Source organism: Kitasatospora sp. RG8 (genome assembly GCF_017813315.1).
GTDB lineage: Bacteria > Actinomycetota > Actinomycetes > Streptomycetales > Streptomycetaceae > Kitasatospora.
Map to the genome: position 1 here is coordinate 18324 of NZ_JAGIYX010000053.1, position 18856 is coordinate 37179.

An 18856-nucleotide genomic window follows, 5' to 3' on the forward strand; every position below is an offset into this window, starting at 1 on the left:
GCTCCGGGCGGGACCCGCGGGTGCGGGTCCCGCCCGGAGCCGTGCGGCCGCCGGGGCCGGGTCAGTCCGTGGCGATGGCGTCCAGGACGTTCATCCGGCCGGCCCGGAAGGCCGGCAGCAGGGCGGCCAGCAGGCCGACCACGGCGGAGAGCAGCAGGACCACCACGATCGTGGTCACCGGCACGGTCAGCACCTGCAGCCCTCCCGACTTCAGCACCTGCTGGGCGGTGACGCCCCAGGCCAGGCCGAGGCCGGTGCCGAGCAGCGCGCCGAACACCGCGATGACCACCGACTCCAGCCGGATCATCCGGCGCAGCTGGCGGCGGGAGAGGCCGATCGCCCGCAGCAGGCCGATCTCGCGGGTCCGTTCGACGACCGACAGGGCCAGCGTGTTGATCACGCCCAGGACGGCGACGATGATGGCGAGCCCGAGCAGGCCGTACACCAGGTTGAGCAGGCCGGCGACGCGCTGCTGGTAGAGCTCCTTGAAGGCGCTCTGGTCCTTGACGTCCAGCTGGGGGTAGGCGCTGAGCGCGTCCTGGAGGGCCTGGTAGGTCCGGTCCTTGTCCGCGCCGGCGGCGGCCTTGCCGAGCAGGGCGCCGGCGGCGGGCCGCTGGTCGGCCGGAAGGGCCTGCCCGACGGTCGCGACGGCGATGTAGAACTGCTTGTCGAAGAGGGTGTTGCCCTTGGTGGTGATCAGCCCGACGGGCACGGACTGGGTGTGCCCCTTCCCGTAGTCGATCGTCACCCGGTCGCCGACGGACAGGTGGTGGGCCTGGGCGAAGTCCTGGTCCACCGAGACGGCGTCGCCCGCGGTGACGGCCTCGGCACTGCCGGCCCGGACCGGGAAGCGGTAGTCCTGGGTGATGGTGGGGGAGACCGCCGTCACCGAGATCTCCTGGCTCTGGCCGTCCGGCGTCCGGAGGGTGGTGAGCACGTTCACCACCTCGGTGATGTGGTCGATGCCCGGGGTGCCCTTGGCGGCGGCCACCATGGCGGCGGTGACGCCGGTCTGGTTGGCCTGGACGAGGTAGTCGGCGCCGACCGACCTCTCGATCTGCGCGTTCGTCGAGCTGACCATCGACGAGGTGATCACGGAGAAGCCGGTGACCAGCGCGAGGCCGATCATCAGGGCGGCCGCGGTGGCGCCCGTGCGGCGCGGGTTGCGCATGGCGTTGCGCTGGGCGAGCTTGCCGGAGGGCCCGAAGAGCCTGGGCAGCAGCGCGCCGAGCACCCTGATCACGCCGGTGGCGAGCAGCGGGCCGAGGACCACGAAGCCGACGAGGGTCAGCAGCACGCCCAGGCCCAGCCCGGCGCCGCCGGCGGCGCTCTCGCCGCTCGCCGCGGCCAGGGCCAGCAGGAGGGCGCCGCCGATGCCCAGCGCCAGCCCGAGGACGGTGCGGATCCTGGTGGCGGCGCCGTCGGCCGGGGTGCCGTGGTCGCGCAGCGCGGCCATCGGCGAGATCCTCCCGGCCCGGCGGGCCGGCAGCCAGGCGGCCAGCACGGTGACCACCAGGCCCACCGTGTAGGAGGCGACGGGGACGGTGGCGTCGATCTCCAGGGAGGAGGAGATCTTCATGCCGGCCGAGCCCATCAGCCCGATCAGCAGCTGGGCGATGCCCAGTCCGGCCAGCAGGCCCAGGGTGGAGCCGGTCAGCCCCAGCAGCAGCGCCTCGACCAGCACCGAGCGGTTGACCTGGCGGCGGCTGCCGCCGAGGGCGCGCAGCAGGCCGATCTCACGGGTGCGCTGGGCGATCAGCATGGAGAAGGTGTTGACGATGAGGAAGCCGCCGACCAGCAGCGAGATGCCGGCGAAGCCGAGCACCGCGAACTTCATGAAGTTGAGGAAGCTGCCGACGTCCTTGCTGTTCGCCGCCTTCTGCTCGGCGGCGGTCTGGACGTCGAAGCCGCTGCCGAGGGTCGTGGCGATGGTGCGCTTGAGCTGGGAGTCGGGGACGCCCCCGTTGCCGAACGCGGCGACCGAGGTGAAGAGGCCGGGGGCGCCGAGCAGGTCGTGCTGCGCGGTGGGGACGTCCAGGAAGGCCAGCGCCGCACCGGGGTTGGTGCCGTCGAAGGTGGCGATGCCGCTGATGGTGTAGTCGAAGGTGCCGAAGGAGTTGATCACCCGGATCGGGTCGCCGACGCCGAGTCTGCTCCTGGCGGCGGTGTCGGCGTCGATCATCATCTGCCGGCCCTCGGCCGGGGCGCCGCCCGAGGTGATCTTCAGGGGGGTGCGGGGGCCGGGCACCCAGGCGCCGACCCTGGCCGGGGCGCCGCCGGCCGGGCCGGCCGCCCGGTTGGTCCTGGGGTTGACGAGGGTCGCGTTGCCGACCTCGATCTGCCCGAGCGCGGTCTTCACCCCGGGCTGCGCCGCGACCTGCGTGACGGTCGAGGCCGGGACGGTCAGGGTCGCGGCGCCGTCCTGGCGCGGTCCGGCGTTCTTCTTGACCGGGGTCTGGGTGACCAGGACGTCGGGGGCGGTGGAGGCGAAGAGCCTGTCGAAGGTGCTGGTGGCGGTGTTGGAGAACACCAGGGTGCCGGAGACGAAGCCCACCGACAGCACGATCGCGATCATCGACAGGAGCATCCGGCCCTTGTGGGCGTAGAAGCTCCGTAGTGACGTCTTGAGCAGCATGGTCCTGTGCCCGCCCGCTCAGCTGGTGCGCTTGCCGTCGAAACGGCGCATGCGTTCGAGGACGGAGTCGGCGGTCGGGCCGTGCATCTCGTCGACGATCACGCCGTCGGCGAGGAAGAGCACGCGGTCCGCGTAGGCGGCGGCGACCGGGTCGTGGGTGACCATCACGATGGTCTGGCCCAGCTCGTCCACCGAGCGGCGCAGGAAGGTCAGCACCTCGGCGCCGGAACGGGAGTCGAGGTTCCCGGTGGGCTCGTCCCCGAAGATGATCTCGGGGCGGGCGGCCAGCGCCCGGGCCACCGCGACGCGCTGCTGCTGGCCGCCGGAGAGCTGGGTGGGTCGGTGCTTGAGGCGGTCGGCGAGGCCGACGGTCTCGACCACCTGGTCCAGCCAGGCGGCGTCCGGCTTGCGGCCGGCGATGTCCATCGGGAGCGTGATGTTCTCCAGCGCGTTCAGCGTCGGGAGCAGGTTGAACGCCTGGAAGATGAAGCCGACCTTGTCGCGGCGCAGTTCGGTCAGCTGCTTGTCCTTCAGGCCGGTGATCTCGGTGTCGCCGATCCAGATCCGGCCCTCGGTGACGGTGTCCAGGCCGGCCAGGCAGTGCATCAGGGTCGACTTGCCGGAGCCCGAGGGGCCCATGATCGCGGTGAAGCGGCCGCGCTGGATGTCCACGTCCACCGCGTCCAGCGCGGTGACCCTGGTCTCGCCGGTGCCGTAGGCCTTGGTCACCTGACGCGCCGAGGCGGCGCTCGCGACGGGGCCGCCCGGGTTCGGGGAAGCATGGACGGATGTGGGTGCCGTTGTCACGGGGTACCTCCTGGGTCCGGCCGTCCCGTGCTCCACCGGCGGGCGGAGCACGGAAGCGGCGTGATGTGCCGTGGTTGACGCATGTCTGATGAGCGTTCGGGCGGGCGGGCGAACCGGGTCGCCCGCCGGTGGCCAGTGGTCCGCGCCGCCCGGGCGGCACCGGAGGGCAGCGGCCACGGGCGGGGGATCAGGCCGTCTGGATGCTGTCGAGGATGTCCAGCCGGGCGGCCTGGCGGGCCGGCCACGCTGCGGCGAGCACACCGACCACCCCGGTCAGAACCAGGAAGAGGGACATCCGGCCGTAGGGGATCACCGTGGTGATGTTCGCCAGCTCGACCTCCAGGGTGTTGACGGCGGCCCAGGCCAGATAGCTGCCGAGGACCATGCCGACCACCGCGCCCAGCACCGAGATGAGTGCCGACTCCAGCCGCACCATCCGCTTGATGCCGCGCCGGTCCAGGCCGATCGCGCGCAGCAGGCCGATCTCCCGCTTGCGCTCGAACACCGACATCGCCATGGTGTTGACCACCCCGAGCACGGCGACCAGCACCGACATCGCCAGCAGCGCGTACAGCAGGCTCAGCGTCGAGGTGATGGTGTGGCTGAACTCGTCCTGCATGCCCTGCCTGTCCCTGATCTCGATCACCGGGTTGCTCCCGGTGGCGTCCTTGATGGCCTGCTTGAGGGCGGGCGTGGCCCCGGCGGCCCCCTTGACGAGGGTCTGGCTGACGTACGGGTTCGGCTCGAAACCGGCGAGTGCCGCGTTGGAGAGCAGGACCGGGGAGAGCATCTGGTTCGCGCGGAACACACCGCCCACGGTCAGGGTGGCGGTGGAGCCGTCCGGGCGCCTGACCGTCATCGTCGAGCCCGCCTCCAGGTGACCGTCGGCGGCGAGGTCGGAGTCGACCAGGGCCTGGCCCTGCTTCAGCGCGTCGGCCGAGCCGGCGGTCATCGACAGGTTGACCAGTTGCCCGGCGTCGTCCGCGTCCAGGCCCTCGAACGTGCGGGTCGTGCCGTCCACCTTCAGGTCCACGGTGGTGACCGCACTGGCGGCCGTCACCCCCGGGGCCTTGGCGACCGCCTCCGCGATCTTCGGGGAGAGGCCGTGACCGTTGGCCATGACCACGGCGTAGTCGGCCCTGATGCCGCCGTCGACCGTCCGGGCCACCGCGTCCGTCACCGACGTGCCGATCACCGTCATCGTCGTCACCAGGGTCAGCCCGATGGCGAGCGCACCGGCCGTGGCACCGGTGCGGCGCGGGTTGCGCACCGCGTTCAGCCGGGCGAGCCGGCCGGGCGTGCCGAACAGCCTGGACAGCAGCGGGCCGACCAGGGCGACCACCGGGCGCGACAGCAGGGGCAGCAGGACCAGGATGCCCACGCTGGCCAGCACCGCGCCGGCCTCGATCGCGTTGCGCGCGGTCGGACCCTCCCAGACGGCGCTCATCGCGATCAGCGCCACACCGCCGGCGGCGGCCACCGAGCCGACGACGTTGCGCACCAGCAGGCTCTTCACCGCCGGCGGCTGGTCACCGCTGCTGAGCGCGGCGATCGGGGCGATCCGCGAGGCCCGCACCGCGGGCACGACGGCGGACAGCACGGTGACCACCGCCCCCACCGCCAGCGCCGCGCCGACCGTGGTCGGCGTCACCACCAGTGGACCGCCGGGCACGCCCTTGCTCAGCGACTTCAGGCCCGTCTTCATGGCCAGGCCGATGCCGACACCGGCCAGCAGGCCGGCCGCGGAGGCACTCAGACCGATCACCAGCGCCTCGACCAGCACCGACCTGGTGACCTGCGACCGGTCCGCGCCGATCGCCCGCAACAGCCCCAACTCCCTGGTGCGCTGGGCGACCAGCATGGTGAAGGTGTTGGCGATGATGAAGACGCCGACGAACAGCGACACCCCGGCGAAGGTCAGCAGCACCGCCTCCAGGCTGCGGGTCCGGGCCGCGACCAGGGTGGCCTGCTCGTCCCGCAGCTGGCGGGCGGTGTCGACCCGGAACCTGCTCCCGCCGGGCACGAGCGGCGCGACCTGCTCCTTGAGCGCCGCCTCGGAGACACCGGCCTTGGCCGTCACCTCGATGCTGCTGTAGCGCCCGGGGGACAGCAGCATCCGCTGTGCCTCCGGGGTGGCCAGCACGGTCAGGCTGCTGCCCGAGGACACCATCGGGTCGTCGGTGGTGAACACCCCCGTCAGCACGGCGTCGACGGCGGGGCCGTTGGTGGCGATCCGCACCCTGTCGCCGACGTGGTAGCCGCCCCTGCGCGCGGTCTCCCGGTCGAGCGCGATCTCCCCCTGGCCGCGCGGGCCACGGCCCTCGGCCATCGGGTAGCGCGCGTCCACGCCGGAGCCGTTCGGGACGAAGTTCACCGCCCTGGCGCTCCACGACGGGCCGATCAGGTCGCCCTTCTTGTCGGCGACACCGGCGAAGGCGCTGATCACCGGCCGCGCCTTCGCCGTCCCCGGCAAACCGGAGACCGCCGCCAGCGTGGCGTCGGTCAGCCCCTCGCCGCCCTTCGCGCCCTTCCACTCGGTACTGGCGGTCGCCGCCTTGTCGGTCACCATCACCGACACGTCGGTGTAGCTCCGGGAGTAACTGTTCTTCGCGGCCCGGCTGATGGTGTCGGAGAAGACCATGGTCCCGGCCACGAAGGCGGTGCCGAGCATGACGGCCAGCGCGGTCATCAACAGGCGGCCCTTGTGGGCGAGGACGTTGCGCAGTGCGGTGCGATACATGTGATCAGTCCAAGTGGTCGGGTCTGACGTGCTGCTGGCGGAGCGTCAGCTCGTGGCGCCCTTGGCTTCCAGGCGGTGCGTGCGGTCCAGGACGGCCCCGGCGGTCGGCCGGACGAGCTCGTCGACTATCCGGCCGTCGGCGAGGAACAGCACCCGGCCGGCGTAACCGGCGGCGACCGGGTCGTGGGTCACCATGACGACGGTCTGCCCGAGTTCGCGCACGCTGTCGCGGAGGAAGGACAGGATCCCGGCGCCGGCCCGCGAGTCCAGGCTCCCCGTCGGCTCGTCCGCGAAGACGATGTCCGGCCTGCCCGCCAGCGCGCGGGCGCAGGCGACCCGCTGCTGCCGGCCGCCCGACAGCTGCGCCGGACGGTGCGTCAGACTCCCTGCCAGACCGACCGCGTGGACGACCACGGCCAGCCAGTCCATGTCCACCGGGCGCCCGGCGATGTCCATCGGCAGCGTGATGTTCTCCAGCGCCGTCAGAGCCGGGAACAGGTTGAACGCCTGGAAGACGAAGCCGATCCGCTCCCGGCGCAGCCGGGTCAGCTGCCGGTCGCTCAGACCCCCCAGCTCCACCCCGCCGATCGCGGCCGAGCCGCTGGAAACGGAGTCCAGCCCCGCCATGCAGTGCAACAGCGTCGACTTCCCCGAACCGGAGGGCCCCATGACCGCCGTGAACTCGCCCCGCCGGAAGACCACGTCGACGTCCTCCAACGCCACCACCCGCCTCCCGCCGTCGGCGTACACCTTGCCCAGGCCGGTGGCGCGGGCGGCCACGAGGCCGGTGGACGGGGCGGATGCGGTCGTCGTGCTCACGGGTGCTCCTGTCCTGCTGGGGGGCCGAACGCCGGACGGACGCCCGTGGCACCGCGAGGGGTGACGCCGTGCAGGGGCGGCTGCCAACCATCCTGCTCGAAACGGCCCGGCGAAATCGTCCCCCGGGCGGACGGTTGCCGCGGCATCCGCACGAGCGAGGAGAACGGCCGCCCTCAGCCGCCCGGATGGCGTCGCAGGGATGACACCGCTCCGCCCCCGCCGCACCCCGCGACGTCCACGGCGACGGCGGATTGTCCCCACCCCCACGCGATCAGTCAACCGGCCGGACCCCGCCCGCCTGCCCGCCCCCGGCCGGCCCGCGGCAGCCGCGCCCCGGGCCCGCGCCACCCCGGAGCCCGGCCCCGGCACCCGGCCCCCGCGCCCGGGGCCCGCCCGCCCCCGGCCGTCCGACGGCATCCCTGCGACGGAGGACACCGGCCCCCCGCTCGTCCGGCGGGATGACGCGACCGCCCCGCGCCACCGCCTACCGTGAGAACCACTGCGCCCCCGGCAATCCCCCGTTGCGCCGGGGGCGCAGCACGGGCCCGAAAACCGGCCCCTTCCGCGGCCGACGCCTGTTCAAGTGGCGCGCCGCGATGGTTGAACACCCGCGCCGCCCACCCGCACCGGGTTGAACACCCGCACCGGGGTCGGGGGTGGGGCATAGTGGTCTGCGGCTTCCAGGAATACCGGTCCGGCGACGCGACAGCCGTCGCCGAAACACCGACGCCGGGGCCCATTCGTACTCCTCTCCCCGAGAAAGGGCGCAGTGGTGGCCAACCCGTTCGACGACCCCGACGCCTCCTACCTTGTCCTGGTCAACGACGAGGGCCAGCATTCGCTGTGGCCCGCCTTCGCCGGAATTCCCGACGGCTGGGAGAAGGTCTTCGGAGAGGCCGGCCGCCAGGAATGCCTCGACCACGTCGAGAAGTCGTGGACCGACCTCCGCCCGAAGAGCCTCATCGCGGCGACGGAGAACGACAAGAGGTAGCACCGCCCGCCGCGAACCGCCGTGACCGACGCAGCGCCTAGGGGGACACCAATGGCCTTCGAGCTGACCGGCTACCGGAACCTGGGGGACGCCTTCGCCGCGCGCGTCGCCCAGCACCCGGACAAGACCGCGCTCACCATCTACCGCAGCTCCGCCGACGCCGAGCACGAGAGCCTCAGCTACGCGGAGCTCGCCCGCCGGGCCGCCCTGCGCGCGGCCGACCTGGCGCAGCGGCTGGCCCCCGGCGACCGCGTGCTCATCGCGCTGCCCACGGGCACCGAGTTCGTCGAGCTCTACCTCGCCTGCCTGATGGCCGGGGTGACCGCCGTGCCCGCCCCGCCGGCGACCGGCTCCTCCAGTGCCGCCCAGCGCGTCGCCGCCATCGCCGCGGACTGCGCACCCGGCCTGGTGTTCACCACCGACGGGGACCGGGACACCCTCACCGAGCGCTTCCACGCGCAGGGCCTGGGCCACGTCCCCGTCCGGGAGGCCGCACCCGCCGGGCCCGGCGAGGCACCCGAACCACCGCCCCGCGGCCGCCACGCCGACCGGGACACCCTCGCCGTCATCCAGTACAGCTCGGGATCCACCGGCACCCCGAAGGGCGTGATGCTCGCCCACGGGAACATCCAGGCCAACCTGCAGGCCCTGCATTCCGTCATGGGCCTCGGCGGCGACGACTCGTTCGGCAGCTGGATGCCGCTGCACCACGATTTCGGCCTCTTCTGCCAGCTCAGCTGCGCACTGGTCTACGGCGGATCCACCGTGCTGATGCCGCCGGCGAACTTCGCCCGGCGGCCGGTCGAATGGTTCCGGATGATGAACGAATTCCGGACCACCGCGACCTCCGCCCCCAATTTCGCCTACGGCCTCGCCGTCCGGCTCATCGCGGACGAACAACTCGAAGGCGTCGACATATCGCCGCTGCGTTTCCTCTGCAACGGCTCCGAACCCATCCACGCCCCCACCATGGCCGCATTCGCCAAACGGTTCGCCCACATCGGCCTGCGGCCCGAGGCACTCACCTCCGGGTACGGAATGGCGGAGGTCACCGTCTACGCGTCGGGCACCCCCATCCCGCAACAGCAGACCGTCCTGGTCGTCGACCCGCACCGCCTCGCCGACGCCGACCACCCCGAGCTGGTCGCCGCCACCGACGGCAACGGCAAGGAGATCGTCGGCGTCGGACGCCCCGAGGCCTTCGAGACCCGCATCGTCGACCCGAGGACCCTGCACACCCTGCCCGCCGGCTCCGTCGGCGAGGTCTGGCTGCGCGGCGACAGCGTCGGCCGCGGCTACTGGAACAAGCCCGCGCTCACCGCCCGCACCTTCGACGCCCGCCCCGCCGGCGCGGCCGCCACCGAACCCGGCTGGCTGCGCACCGGCGACCTCGGCGCCCTGGTCGACGGCGAACTGTTCATCACCGGAAGGCTCAAGGAGGTGATGATCGTCCACGGCCGCAACCTCTACCCGCACGACCTGGAGCACGAGGCGCGCGCCGCCCACCCCGGACTGGACGGATTCGTCGGCGCCGCCTTCGGCGTCGACGCACCCGACGAACGGATCGTGCTCGTGCACGAGGTCAGCCCGACCCTCCCGGCCGAGGAACTGCCCGCCGCCGCCACGGCCGTCGCCCGCCGCCTCGCCACCACCTTCGGCGTCCCGGCCCGCAACGTCCTGCTGGTGCGCCGCGGCACCGTCCACCGCACCACCAGCGGCAAGATCCAGCGCGCCGCCATGCGCGAGCGCTTCCTCGCCGGCGCGGTCGAGGCCCTCCACGCCGAACTGGAGCCCGCCGTACGGCGGCTGACCGCGGGGGGCGGCACCCCGTGACGCCCACCCGCACCGGCACCGGGCCACCGGCCTCCCGCGCCCGGGCCGCCGCCGCAGCCCTCGACCAGGCCCTCGGCGACCCCGCGGAGTCGGCCCGCCGCACCGCCCGGCTCGACGAGGCCGAGGAGTTCCCCGCCGAACTCTGCGCCGCCCTCGACGCGTTCGGCCTGCCCGCCCACTACGTTCCCACCCGCCACGGCGGCGCCCTCGACGACCACGAGGAACTCCTGCACCTGTGGCGGACCGTGGCCCGCCGCGACCTCAGCGCCACCGTGGCCCACGCCAAGACCTACCTGGGCGCGGTCTGCGTCTGGATCGCCGGCAGCCCCGAGCAGACCCGCGCCACCGCGGCCGCCGTCCTCGACGGCACCCCGGTGGCCTGGGCCCTCACCGAACCCGACCACGGCGCCGACCTGCTCAACAACGAGCTCACCGCCACCGCCCACCCCGACGGCTACCGCCTCGACGGCACCAAGTGGCCGATCAACAACGCCACCCGCGCCGGCCTGCTCACCCTGCTCGCCCGCACCGGCCCCGCCGGCTCCCCGCGCGGCCACAGCCTCCTCGTCGTCGACAAGGCCACCCTGGCGCCCGGCACCTGGCGGCACCTGCCCAAGGCGCACACCCACGGCATCCGCGGCATCGACATCTCCGGCATCGGCTTCGACGGAGCGACACTGCCCCGGCAGGCCCTGCTCGGCCCGGAGGGCACCGGCGTCGAAACCGTCCTGCGCGGCCTCCAGCTCACCCGCACCATGTGCGCGGCGCTCTCCCTCGGCGCCGGCGAACACGGGCTGCGCCTGGCCGCACGCTTCACCGCCACCCGGGTCATCCAGAAGCGCCCGCTCGCCGAACGCCCCCACCCCGCCTCGATCCTGGCCCGCTGCGCGGCGCTGCTCGCCGCCACCGAAGCCGCCGCGCTGCTCGCCGCCCGGTCGATCCACAGCCTGACCGGCGAACTCGGCGTCACCGCCGCCACGGTCAAGGCACTCGCCCCCACCCTCGTCGACTCGGTCCTCGGCGAACTCGCCGAACTCCTCGGCGCCCGCTCCTTCCTGACCGACGTCCCCGAGTACGGCGGCTTCCAGAAGGTGGCGCGCGACCACCAGATCGTCGCCGTGTTCGACGGCAGCACCCCGGTCAACCGCGCCGCCCTCGTCCAGCAGTTCCCCGCACTGGTCCGGGGCCACGCCACCGGCGCCGCCGACACCGCGGGCCTCGCCGAGGCCGCCGCGGCCGGCCGCCCGCCCGGGCCCCTGGAGTACGACGCCCTCACCCTGGCGTCGCGCCGCGGCAGCTCCGTCGTGCAGTCCCTGCCCGCCCTCGCCGCCGCGCTCCGGACCCGGCCCACCCCGAGCGGGCTCGCCGAACACGCCGCCGCACTGAGCGGCCTCACCGAACTGCTGCACACCCGGATGGCCGCCCTGCGCCCCGCGGCCCGGCCCCCGATGGCGGCCCACGAACTCGCCGCCGCCTACGAGCTCTGCTTCGCCGGTGCCGCCTGCCTCCACCTGTGGACGGCGGGCGAACACGACCACGCCGGGGAACCGCTCTGGGCCGACGGCCTCTGGGTCCGGGCGGCCCTGCGCGCAGTGCGCGAACGCCTAGCCGCGCTCCTGCGCACCCCTGCCCCGGCCCCCGCACCCGGCGACGGGGACCTCGACGGGACCATCGCCCGCGTCATCACCGACGCCGCCACCACCGGAGCCCCCGTCACCCCGTTCGGCGCGCCGGCCCCGCGAGCAGGAGAGGCCGCATGAGCGCCGAAGAACTGGACGCCCTGCTCGGCGACCCCCACGACGACGCCAACCCCGTCGGCCACGCCGCACTGCTCGCCGCCGACGAACGCCGGGAGATGCCCGCCGACGGCGAACGGCTCCTCGACGCCTACGGCATGAACGCCGAGTTCGTCCCCGCCGGGTACGGCGGCCGCCTCACCCGCGCGGACCGGCTCGCCGACGTCCAGCGCACCCTCTGGCGGCGCGACCCGAGCCTCGGCCTCGGCCACGGGTTCAGCTCCCTGCTGGCCTCCGTCAACGTCTGGACCGCCGGCACCCCGGAACAGCGCAAGCAGGCCGCCGCGATCCTGCTGTCCGGCGGACGGATCGCCGCCGCGTTCCACGAACTCGACCACGGCAACGACTTCGCCCACGCCGACTGCTCCGCCGCCCGCACGGACGACGGCTGGCTGCTGACCGGACGCAAGGAGATCGTCACCAACCTGCGCCGCGCCGACGCCATGGTCCTCTTCGCCCGGACCAGCCGGGCCGCCGGCAGCCGCAGCCACAGCCAGTTCCTCGTCACCCGCGACGAACTGCCCGCCGACCGGATCCACGACCTGCCCCGCTTCCCCAGCTCCGGCATGCGCGGCGTCCAGCTCGGCGGCCTCCGCTTCACCGACTGCCCGGTCCCCGCCGACGCGCTGCTCGGCCGCCCGGGCGAGGGCATGGAGATCGCCCTGCGCTCCTACCAGCTCACCCGGTCGGTCTTCCCGGCCGTGATCGTCGGACCGCTGGACAGCGCCCTGCGCCTCGCCGTCGGATACGCGCTCGACCGGCGCCTGTACGGCGGTGCCGCCGCCGACCTGCCCTACGTGCGCGCCGTCCTCGCCCGCGCCCAGGCCGACCTGCTGGCCGTCGACGCCTTCTCCGCGGTCGTGCTCCGGGCCCTGCACCTGGCCCCGGAATCGATGGGCGTCTACGCGCCGGCCGCGAAGTACCTCACCTCACGGATCGTGCTCGACGCCTTCGAGGACCTGCGTTCGGTGCTCGGAGCGCAGTCCTACCTGCGCGAGGGCCGGTACGCGATGTTCCAGAAACTCGCCCGCGACATCGCCCCCGCCACCTTCGCCCACGTCTCGCGGGCCGCCTGCCAGGTGACGCTGCTGCCCCAGCTCCCGCGGCTCGCCCGCCGCTCCTGGCCGGCCGGCCAGGCCGCCGACCCGTCCCTCTTCGACCTCGGCGGGCCGCTGCCACCCCTGGACCTCGGCCACCTCGTCCCCGGTGTCCCGCCCGGCGACGGCGTGCTCGGGGCGCTGGCCGGGATCGCCGGCGACACACCCGCCGGCACCCCGGCCGGCCGGTTCGCGAACCGCCTGCGAGACGAGCTGGGCAGGCTGGGCGAGCGGTGCGCGGCCCTCAGCCCCAAGGACACCACCATCGGCGCCTCGCCGGCCGCGTTCGCGCTGGCCGACCGCTACACGGTGCTGCTCGCCGCCGTGGCCGTCCTCGGCGTCTGGCACACCGGCGGCGACCGCCACCCGGCCGCGCTGCTGCCCGGGGTCCTCGACCGGCTCTGCCAGCGCCTGGGCGGCCCGCCGGTCCTCACCGAGGCCGAGCGCGAGGAGGCGGAGCAGCACCTGTTCGACACCGCCGTCCGGCGCTACCGGGAGAGCCGGCTCTTCGACCTGAGCGCACGGCACGTCCCCGGCTGACGCGCCTCCTCCGGCTGACGCCTCGTCCCCGGACGGGAGACCGGACGACGGAGCCGGGCCGGAGCCGGACCGGAGCCGGGCCGGAGACCGGACGAGGAACCGGGCGGGGAGGCGGACGCACAGGACCCGCCCCACCGCCGGACGACCACCGCACCCACAGAGTGGAGCCCCCATGAACGCGAAGACCGACGCGAACGCGAGCACCGGCGTGAACGCGAACGCGAACGCGAACGCTGATGCGAACGCTGACGCGAACGTGAGCACCGGCACACCGGACGCGCCCGACGCCGCACGCCCGGCCCCGACCGCCGAGGAGATCCGGTCCTGGCTGACCGACCGCCTCACCCACTTCCTCGACATTCCGGCCGAGTCGATCGACCCGGACGTCTCGCTCGCCGAGTACGGACTCGAGTCGGTCTACGCCTTCGCACTGAGCGGCGAGATCGAGGACCAGCTCGGCCTCGCCGTCGAACCCACCCTGATCTGGGACGTCGACACCGTCGCCGCGCTCACCGCCCACCTCGTCGACCTCGCGGCCGCGCCCCCCGCGTCCTGAGAGGTCACCGTCCGCCGAAGGGCCGGCCACCGCGCCGACGCCGGCCGCGGCACCGGGCACACCGCCCGGTCCGCGATGTTCCAGTCCGTGTCGATCGATTGAGGGATACGCGAAAATGGGTGCGTCCGCACAGGGCTCCTGGGGCCTGATGTCCGGCCAGCTCGGCGTCTGGTACGCGCAGCAGCTGACGCCCGGCAACCCGGCCTACAACATCGGCGAGTACACGGAGATCCACGGCGACCTCGACGTGGACCGCTTCGTGCGGGCCCTGCGCCGCACCCTGGACGAAGCCGAGACCTACCGGCTGCGCCTGCGCCTGGACGGCGAGACCCCGCGCCAGTACGTCGCCGATCCCGCGGACCACCCGATCCACGTCGTCGACCTCAGTGCCGAGCCCGACCCGCGGGCGGCGGCCGAGCAGTGGATGCGCGACGACCTCGACCACCCGGTCGACCTGCTCGGCGAACGGCTCTCCGCCCAGGCCGTCCTCACCCTCGGGCCCGGCCACGTCCTCTGGTACCAGCGCGCCCACCACATCGTCCTCGACGGCAGCGGCCTCTCGCAGTTCGCCGACCGCCTCGCCCAGGTGTACGCCGCCCTCCGCCCGGCGGGTCACGCGGGCCTCCGTCCGGCGGGTCACGCGGGCCGGCCGGACGCGGACCGGGCAGGCCACGCCGGGGATCTCGCCGGGGACTCTGCCGGGGGCCACGCCGGGGACTCTGCCAGGGACCTCGCCGGGGACTCTGCCCGGGACTTTGCCGGCGACGCCCTCGGGCCGCTGTCGGTCCTGATCGACGCCGACCACGCCTACCGCAACTCCCCGGCACCCGAACGCGACCGCCAGTACTGGCTGGACGCCCTCGCGGACCTCGCCGACACCCCGGACCCGGACTCCGCCCAGGGCCGCCGCCCGGCCGCCCGGCCGCTGCTGCACCGCGCCGGCGTCACCCCGGCCCGCACCGCCGACCTGCGGGCCGTGGCCAAACGGCTGCGGACCAGCTTCGCCGGCCTCATGATCACGGCCGCGGCCGTGTACCACCACCGCGCCACCGGAGCACAGGACATCGTCCTCGGGGTCTCCGTCAACGGCCGGACCAACCGGTCCGAACTCGGCATCCCCGGCATGACCGCCAACATCATGCCGATCCGGCTGCAGGTCCGCCCCGGCATGCCGGTCGCCGACCTGGCCCGCCAGACCCAGAAAGCCGTGTTCGAAGGGCTGCGCCACCAGCGCTACCAGTACCCCGACATCGTGCGGGACCTCAGGCGGGTCGGCGGCGCGCCGGTCTACGACCTCATCGTCGACGTCATGGTGCGCGAGCAGCCCCTGCACTTCGGCGACTGCACCGTCACCCGGGTGGGGCTGTCCAGCGGACCGGCCGAGGGCCTGAAGCTCGACATCCTCGGCGACTCCGCGGAGGAGGGCCTGCGCACCGTCGTCGAGATGAACCCCGACCGCCACCGGCCCGCGGCCGCCGAGGAGGTCAGCAGGCGGTTCCGGACCGTGCTCGACCGGCTCGCCGAGGCCCCCGCCACCGCACGCGTCGCCGACATCGGCCTGCTCGACCGGGCCGAGCGGCAGCTGCTGCTGGAGACCTGGAACGACACCGCCGCCGCGACCGACGCCGCAACCGTGCCGGAGCTGTTCGCCGCCCAGGCCGCCCGCACCCCGGACGCGGTGGCCGTCGTGGCGGACGGCGAGACGGTGACCTACGCCGAACTCGACGCACGGGCCAACCGGCTGGCGCACCACCTGGCCGGCCTCGGTGTCGGCGCCGAATCGGTGGTGGGGCTCAGCCTGCCGCGCGGCGTACTGACGGTGACCGCGATCCTGGGGGTCTGGAAGTCGGGGGCGGCGTACCAGCCGCTGGACCCGGGGTACCCGGCCGAGCGGATCGCCCACCTGCTCGCCGACAGCGGGGCCGAGCTCCTGCTCACAGCCGGTACGGGCAGGGAGGCCGACGCCGGCAGTGCGGGCGGTGGGGTCGGCACGGGCAGTGGGGCCGATGCGGGCGGTGAGGTCCGTGAATCCGCCCGCCCGGTGCGGACGCTCGCCCTGGACGACCCCGCGGTGCTCGCCGAGCTCGCCGAACAGCCCGGCTCCGCCCCGGAGGCGTCCCACCCGGACGGCCGGCTGGCCTACGTCATCCACACCTCCGGCTCGACCGGCCGGCCGAAGGGCGTGGCGGTCACCCACGGCGGCCTGCGCAACTACGTCGCATCCGCCCCCGAACGGGTCGGCTTCGGCACGCCGGGCGCCCGCTACGCGCTGCTCCAGCCCACCGTGACCGACCTCGGCAACACCGTCGTCTTCGCGAGCCTCACCACCGGGGGTGAACTGCACATCCTGCCGGAGGAGGCGGTCACCGATCCGGTGGCGGTGTCGGCCTACCTCGCCGAGCACCGCATCGACCACGTGAAGGTGGTGCCCTCGCACCTCGCGGCGCTGGCCGCCGCCACCGGTCCGGCGGCCCTGATCCCGGCCGGCGCGCTCTCCCTGGGCGGCGAGGCGGCCCCGGCCGCACTGGTGGAGAGCCTGCTCGGAGCCGCCGGCGACCGCGGCGTGTTCAACCACTACGGGCCGACCGAGACGACGATCGGCGTGGTGACGGGCCGCCTCGATCGCGAAGCCCTCACCACCGGAGCCGTGCCCCTCGGCACACCGGTGGCCAACACCCGTGTCTACGTGCTGGACGACGCGCTCGGCCCGGTGCCGGCCGGAGCGCCCGGAGAGCTGTACGTCGCCGGCGCGCAGCTGGCCCGCGGCTACGTGGGCCGGTCCGACCTGACGGCGGAACGGTTCGTGGCCTGCCCGTTCTCCACGGCGGGCGAGCGGATGTACCGCACGGGCGACCGCGTGCGGTGGACCACCGACGGCCGCCTCGTGCACCTCGGGCGCACCGACGACCAGGTGAAGATCCGCGGCTACCGGGTCGAACCGGCCGAGGTGCAGGCCGTGGTGGCCGCCCTCCCGTCGGTGGCCCAGGCCGCCGTCGTGGTCCGGGAGGACACCCCGGACGACAAGCGCCTGGTCGCCTACGTCGTCCCGGCCCCGGTGGCTACCGGGCTTTGGGCGGCTTCCGCGGCTACCGGGCCTTCCGAGGCTTCCGGGCCTTCGGCGCCTTCAGCTGCTACCGGGGCCGTCCCGGCTGCGGCCGAGCGCACCAGGCTGGCCGAACACGTACTCGTACACGTCGCCGGGCAACTCCCCGGGCACCTGGTGCCGTCGGCGGTGGTCGTGCTCGACGCACTCCCGCTGACCGCGAACGGCAAGCTGGACCGGGCCGCGCTGCCCGCCCCCGAGCAGCCCCACACCGTCCCCGGCACCCCCGGCCGCCGCCCGGCCTCGGTACAGGAGGAGATCCTCTGCGGCGAGTTCGCGAAGGTCCTCGGACAGGAGAGCGTCGCCGTCGACGACGACTTCTTCGCCCTCGGCGGCCACTCGCTGCTGGCGATCCGGCTGATCAGCCGCATCCGCCTGGTCCTGGACATCGAGCTGCCCGTCCAGGCCTTCTTCGACGCCCCCTCCCCGGCAGGTCTGGCGGCCTGCCTGGAACAGGCCGACGCGGCCCGCACCGCCCTGGTCCCGATCCCCCGCCCGGAGTTCACGCCGCTCTCCTACGCGCAGCAACGGCTCTGGTTCCTCGGCGAGTTGGAAGGTCCGAGCGCGACCTACACCGCGGCCACGGCGCTGCGCCTGACCGGAGGCCTGGACCGCCCGGCACTCGCCGCCGCCCTGCGGGACGTCGTCGATCGGCACGAGGCCCTGCGCACCGTGTTCGCAGCCGTCGACGGGCAGCCCCACCAGCGTGTCCTGCCCGCGGAGGAGAGCGGATTCGCGCTCGCGACCGTGGCGGTGTCGCCGGAGGAGCTGGACGCGGCAGTGGCCCGCGAATCCGCCTACGCCTTCGATCTCTCGTCGGAAATCCCGCTCCGCGCAACGCTGTTCACGACGGACGACGACCAGACGAGCATCCTCGTTCTGACGATCCATCACATCGCGGGCGACGGCTGGTCGACCGACCCGTTGGTCCGGGACCTCTCCACTGCGTATACGGCGCGGGTGGGCGGCACAGCACCGGCATGGTCGGCGCTGCCGGTGCAGTACGCGGACTACGCGCTGTGGCAGCGTGAGTTGCTGGGCGACGAGCGGGATCCGGGGAGTCTGCTGTCGCGACAGGTGGCGTACTGGCGTGACGCGTTGGACGGGGCGCCGGAGGAGCTGGAGCTGCCGGTAGACCGGCAACGGCCGGCCGTCGCCACCCACCGGGGACACGCCGCCGCGCTGGACATCTCCCCGGAGCTCCACCGCGGTCTGCTGAAGGTCGCGCGGGAGCGTGGGGCGACGCTGTTCATGGTGCTGCAGGCCGCGTTGGCGGTGACGCTCTCGCGGTTGGGTGCGGGGACGGACATCCCGATCGGCTCGGCGGTGGCCGGGCGGACGGACGAGGCGCTGGACGATCTGGTCGGGTTCTTCGTGAACACGTTGGTGATCCGGACGGACCTGTCGGGTGACCCGACCCTCGACGAGGTGCTGACGCGGGTCCGGGAGCGCGGACTGGCGGCGCTGGCGCACCAGGACGTGCCGTTCGAGCGGCTGGTGGAGGAGCTGGCGCCGGTCCGTTCGATGGCGCGGCACCCGCTGTTCCAGGTGGTGCTGACCCTGCAGAACGCGGCGGGCGCGGCGGGGGTGGAGCTGCCGGGAGTACGGGCGGAGGGCCTGTCGCTCGCGCGGCGGGTGGCGAAGTTCGACCTGGACGTGATGGTCGGTGAGGCCTTCGACGAACACGGTGCGCCGGCAGGCCTGCGCGGTGAATTGGTGGCTGCGGCGGATCTGTTCGATCCGGCGTCGGCGGAGCGGATCGCGTCGTGCTGGTCACGGGTGCTGGAGGTGTTGGTCGCCGATCCGCTGACCCGGGTGGGTGCGGTGGATGTGGTGGGTGGGGTTGAGCGGGAGCGGTTGTTGGTGGGGTGGCAGGTGCCGGCGGTGGAGGGGCCGGTGGGGATGTCGGGGACGTTGGTGGGGTTGTTCGAGGCGCGGG

At 73.9% G+C, this 18856-nt stretch carries 10 protein-coding genes; 6 read left to right on the forward strand and 4 right to left on the reverse strand.

Going from position 1 to position 18856, the window contains the following annotated elements; translation table 11 throughout:
* Positions 1-61 precede the first annotated feature (61 nt).
* From J5Y04_RS39765 to J5Y04_RS39780, 4 genes are all read right to left on the reverse strand, one after another.
* Positions 62-2635: an ABC transporter permease gene (locus J5Y04_RS39765; RefSeq protein ID WP_209417416.1), complete on the reverse strand. Its 2574-nt coding sequence runs from the start codon at positions 2633-2635 to the stop codon at positions 62-64.
* An 18-nt stretch (positions 2636-2653) separates the two neighbouring features.
* Complete coding sequence (locus J5Y04_RS39770) at positions 2654-3442, reverse strand: ABC transporter ATP-binding protein (protein WP_209417417.1); 789 nt, start codon at positions 3440-3442, stop codon at positions 2654-2656.
* A gap of 187 nt (positions 3443-3629) precedes the next feature.
* The gene (locus J5Y04_RS39775) at positions 3630-6182 is read right to left on the reverse strand and encodes an ABC transporter permease (RefSeq protein WP_209417418.1); all 2553 of its coding nucleotides are present in this window, start codon (positions 6180-6182) and stop codon (positions 3630-3632) included.
* Positions 6183-6227: 45 nt separating this feature from the next.
* Positions 6228-7001, reverse strand: coding sequence for an ABC transporter ATP-binding protein (locus tag J5Y04_RS39780; RefSeq protein ID WP_209417419.1), 774 nt, complete (start codon positions 6999-7001; stop codon positions 6228-6230).
* A 772-nt stretch (positions 7002-7773) separates the two neighbouring features.
* Here J5Y04_RS39780 and J5Y04_RS39785 point away from each other — a divergent pair.
* The 6 genes from J5Y04_RS39785 to J5Y04_RS39810 all read left to right on the forward strand — a co-directional run.
* The gene (locus J5Y04_RS39785) at positions 7774-7992 is read left to right on the forward strand and encodes an MbtH family protein (protein WP_307853544.1); all 219 of its coding nucleotides are present in this window, start codon (positions 7774-7776) and stop codon (positions 7990-7992) included.
* Between the two features lie 51 nt (positions 7993-8043).
* Complete coding sequence (locus J5Y04_RS39790; protein ID WP_209417421.1) at positions 8044-9825, forward strand: fatty acyl-AMP ligase; 1782 nt, start codon at positions 8044-8046, stop codon at positions 9823-9825.
* Entirely contained in the window at positions 9822-11585 is a 1764-nt protein-coding gene (locus J5Y04_RS43820) for an acyl-CoA dehydrogenase family protein (protein WP_209417422.1), read from the forward strand. Before J5Y04_RS39790 ends, J5Y04_RS43820 begins: the two co-directional genes overlap by 4 nt.
* Positions 11582-13258, forward strand: a complete 1677-nt coding sequence (locus J5Y04_RS39800) for an acyl-CoA dehydrogenase family protein (RefSeq protein ID WP_209417423.1) — start codon at positions 11582-11584, stop codon at positions 13256-13258. The genes J5Y04_RS43820 and J5Y04_RS39800 overlap by 4 nt, the downstream gene beginning before the upstream one ends.
* A gap of 172 nt (positions 13259-13430) precedes the next feature.
* On the forward strand, positions 13431-13814 hold the full coding sequence (locus J5Y04_RS43825) for an acyl carrier protein (RefSeq protein ID WP_209417424.1): 384 nt from the start codon (positions 13431-13433) through the stop codon (positions 13812-13814).
* A 115-nt stretch (positions 13815-13929) separates the two neighbouring features.
* Positions 13930-18856, forward strand: a 4927-nt coding sequence (locus tag J5Y04_RS39810; protein WP_209417425.1) for a non-ribosomal peptide synthetase, incomplete at its 3' end; no start/stop codon positions are given.

Bases quoted from the DNA above. Each gene is read 5' to 3' on its own strand.
- J5Y04_RS39765 (WP_209417416.1), bottom strand. From the start codon at position 2,635: ATGCTGCTCAAGACGTCACTACGGAGCTTCTACGCCCACAAGGGCCGG.
- J5Y04_RS39775 (WP_209417418.1), bottom strand. From the start codon at position 6,182: ATGTATCGCACCGCACTGCGCAACGTCCTCGCCCACAAGGGCCGCCTG.
- J5Y04_RS39790 (WP_209417421.1), top strand. From the start codon at position 8,044: ATGGCCTTCGAGCTGACCGGCTACCGGAACCTGGGGGACGCCTTCGCC.
- J5Y04_RS39800 (WP_209417423.1), top strand. From the start codon at position 11,582: ATGAGCGCCGAAGAACTGGACGCCCTGCTCGGCGACCCCCACGACGAC.
- J5Y04_RS43825 (WP_209417424.1), top strand. From the start codon at position 13,431: ATGAACGCGAAGACCGACGCGAACGCGAGCACCGGCGTGAACGCGAAC.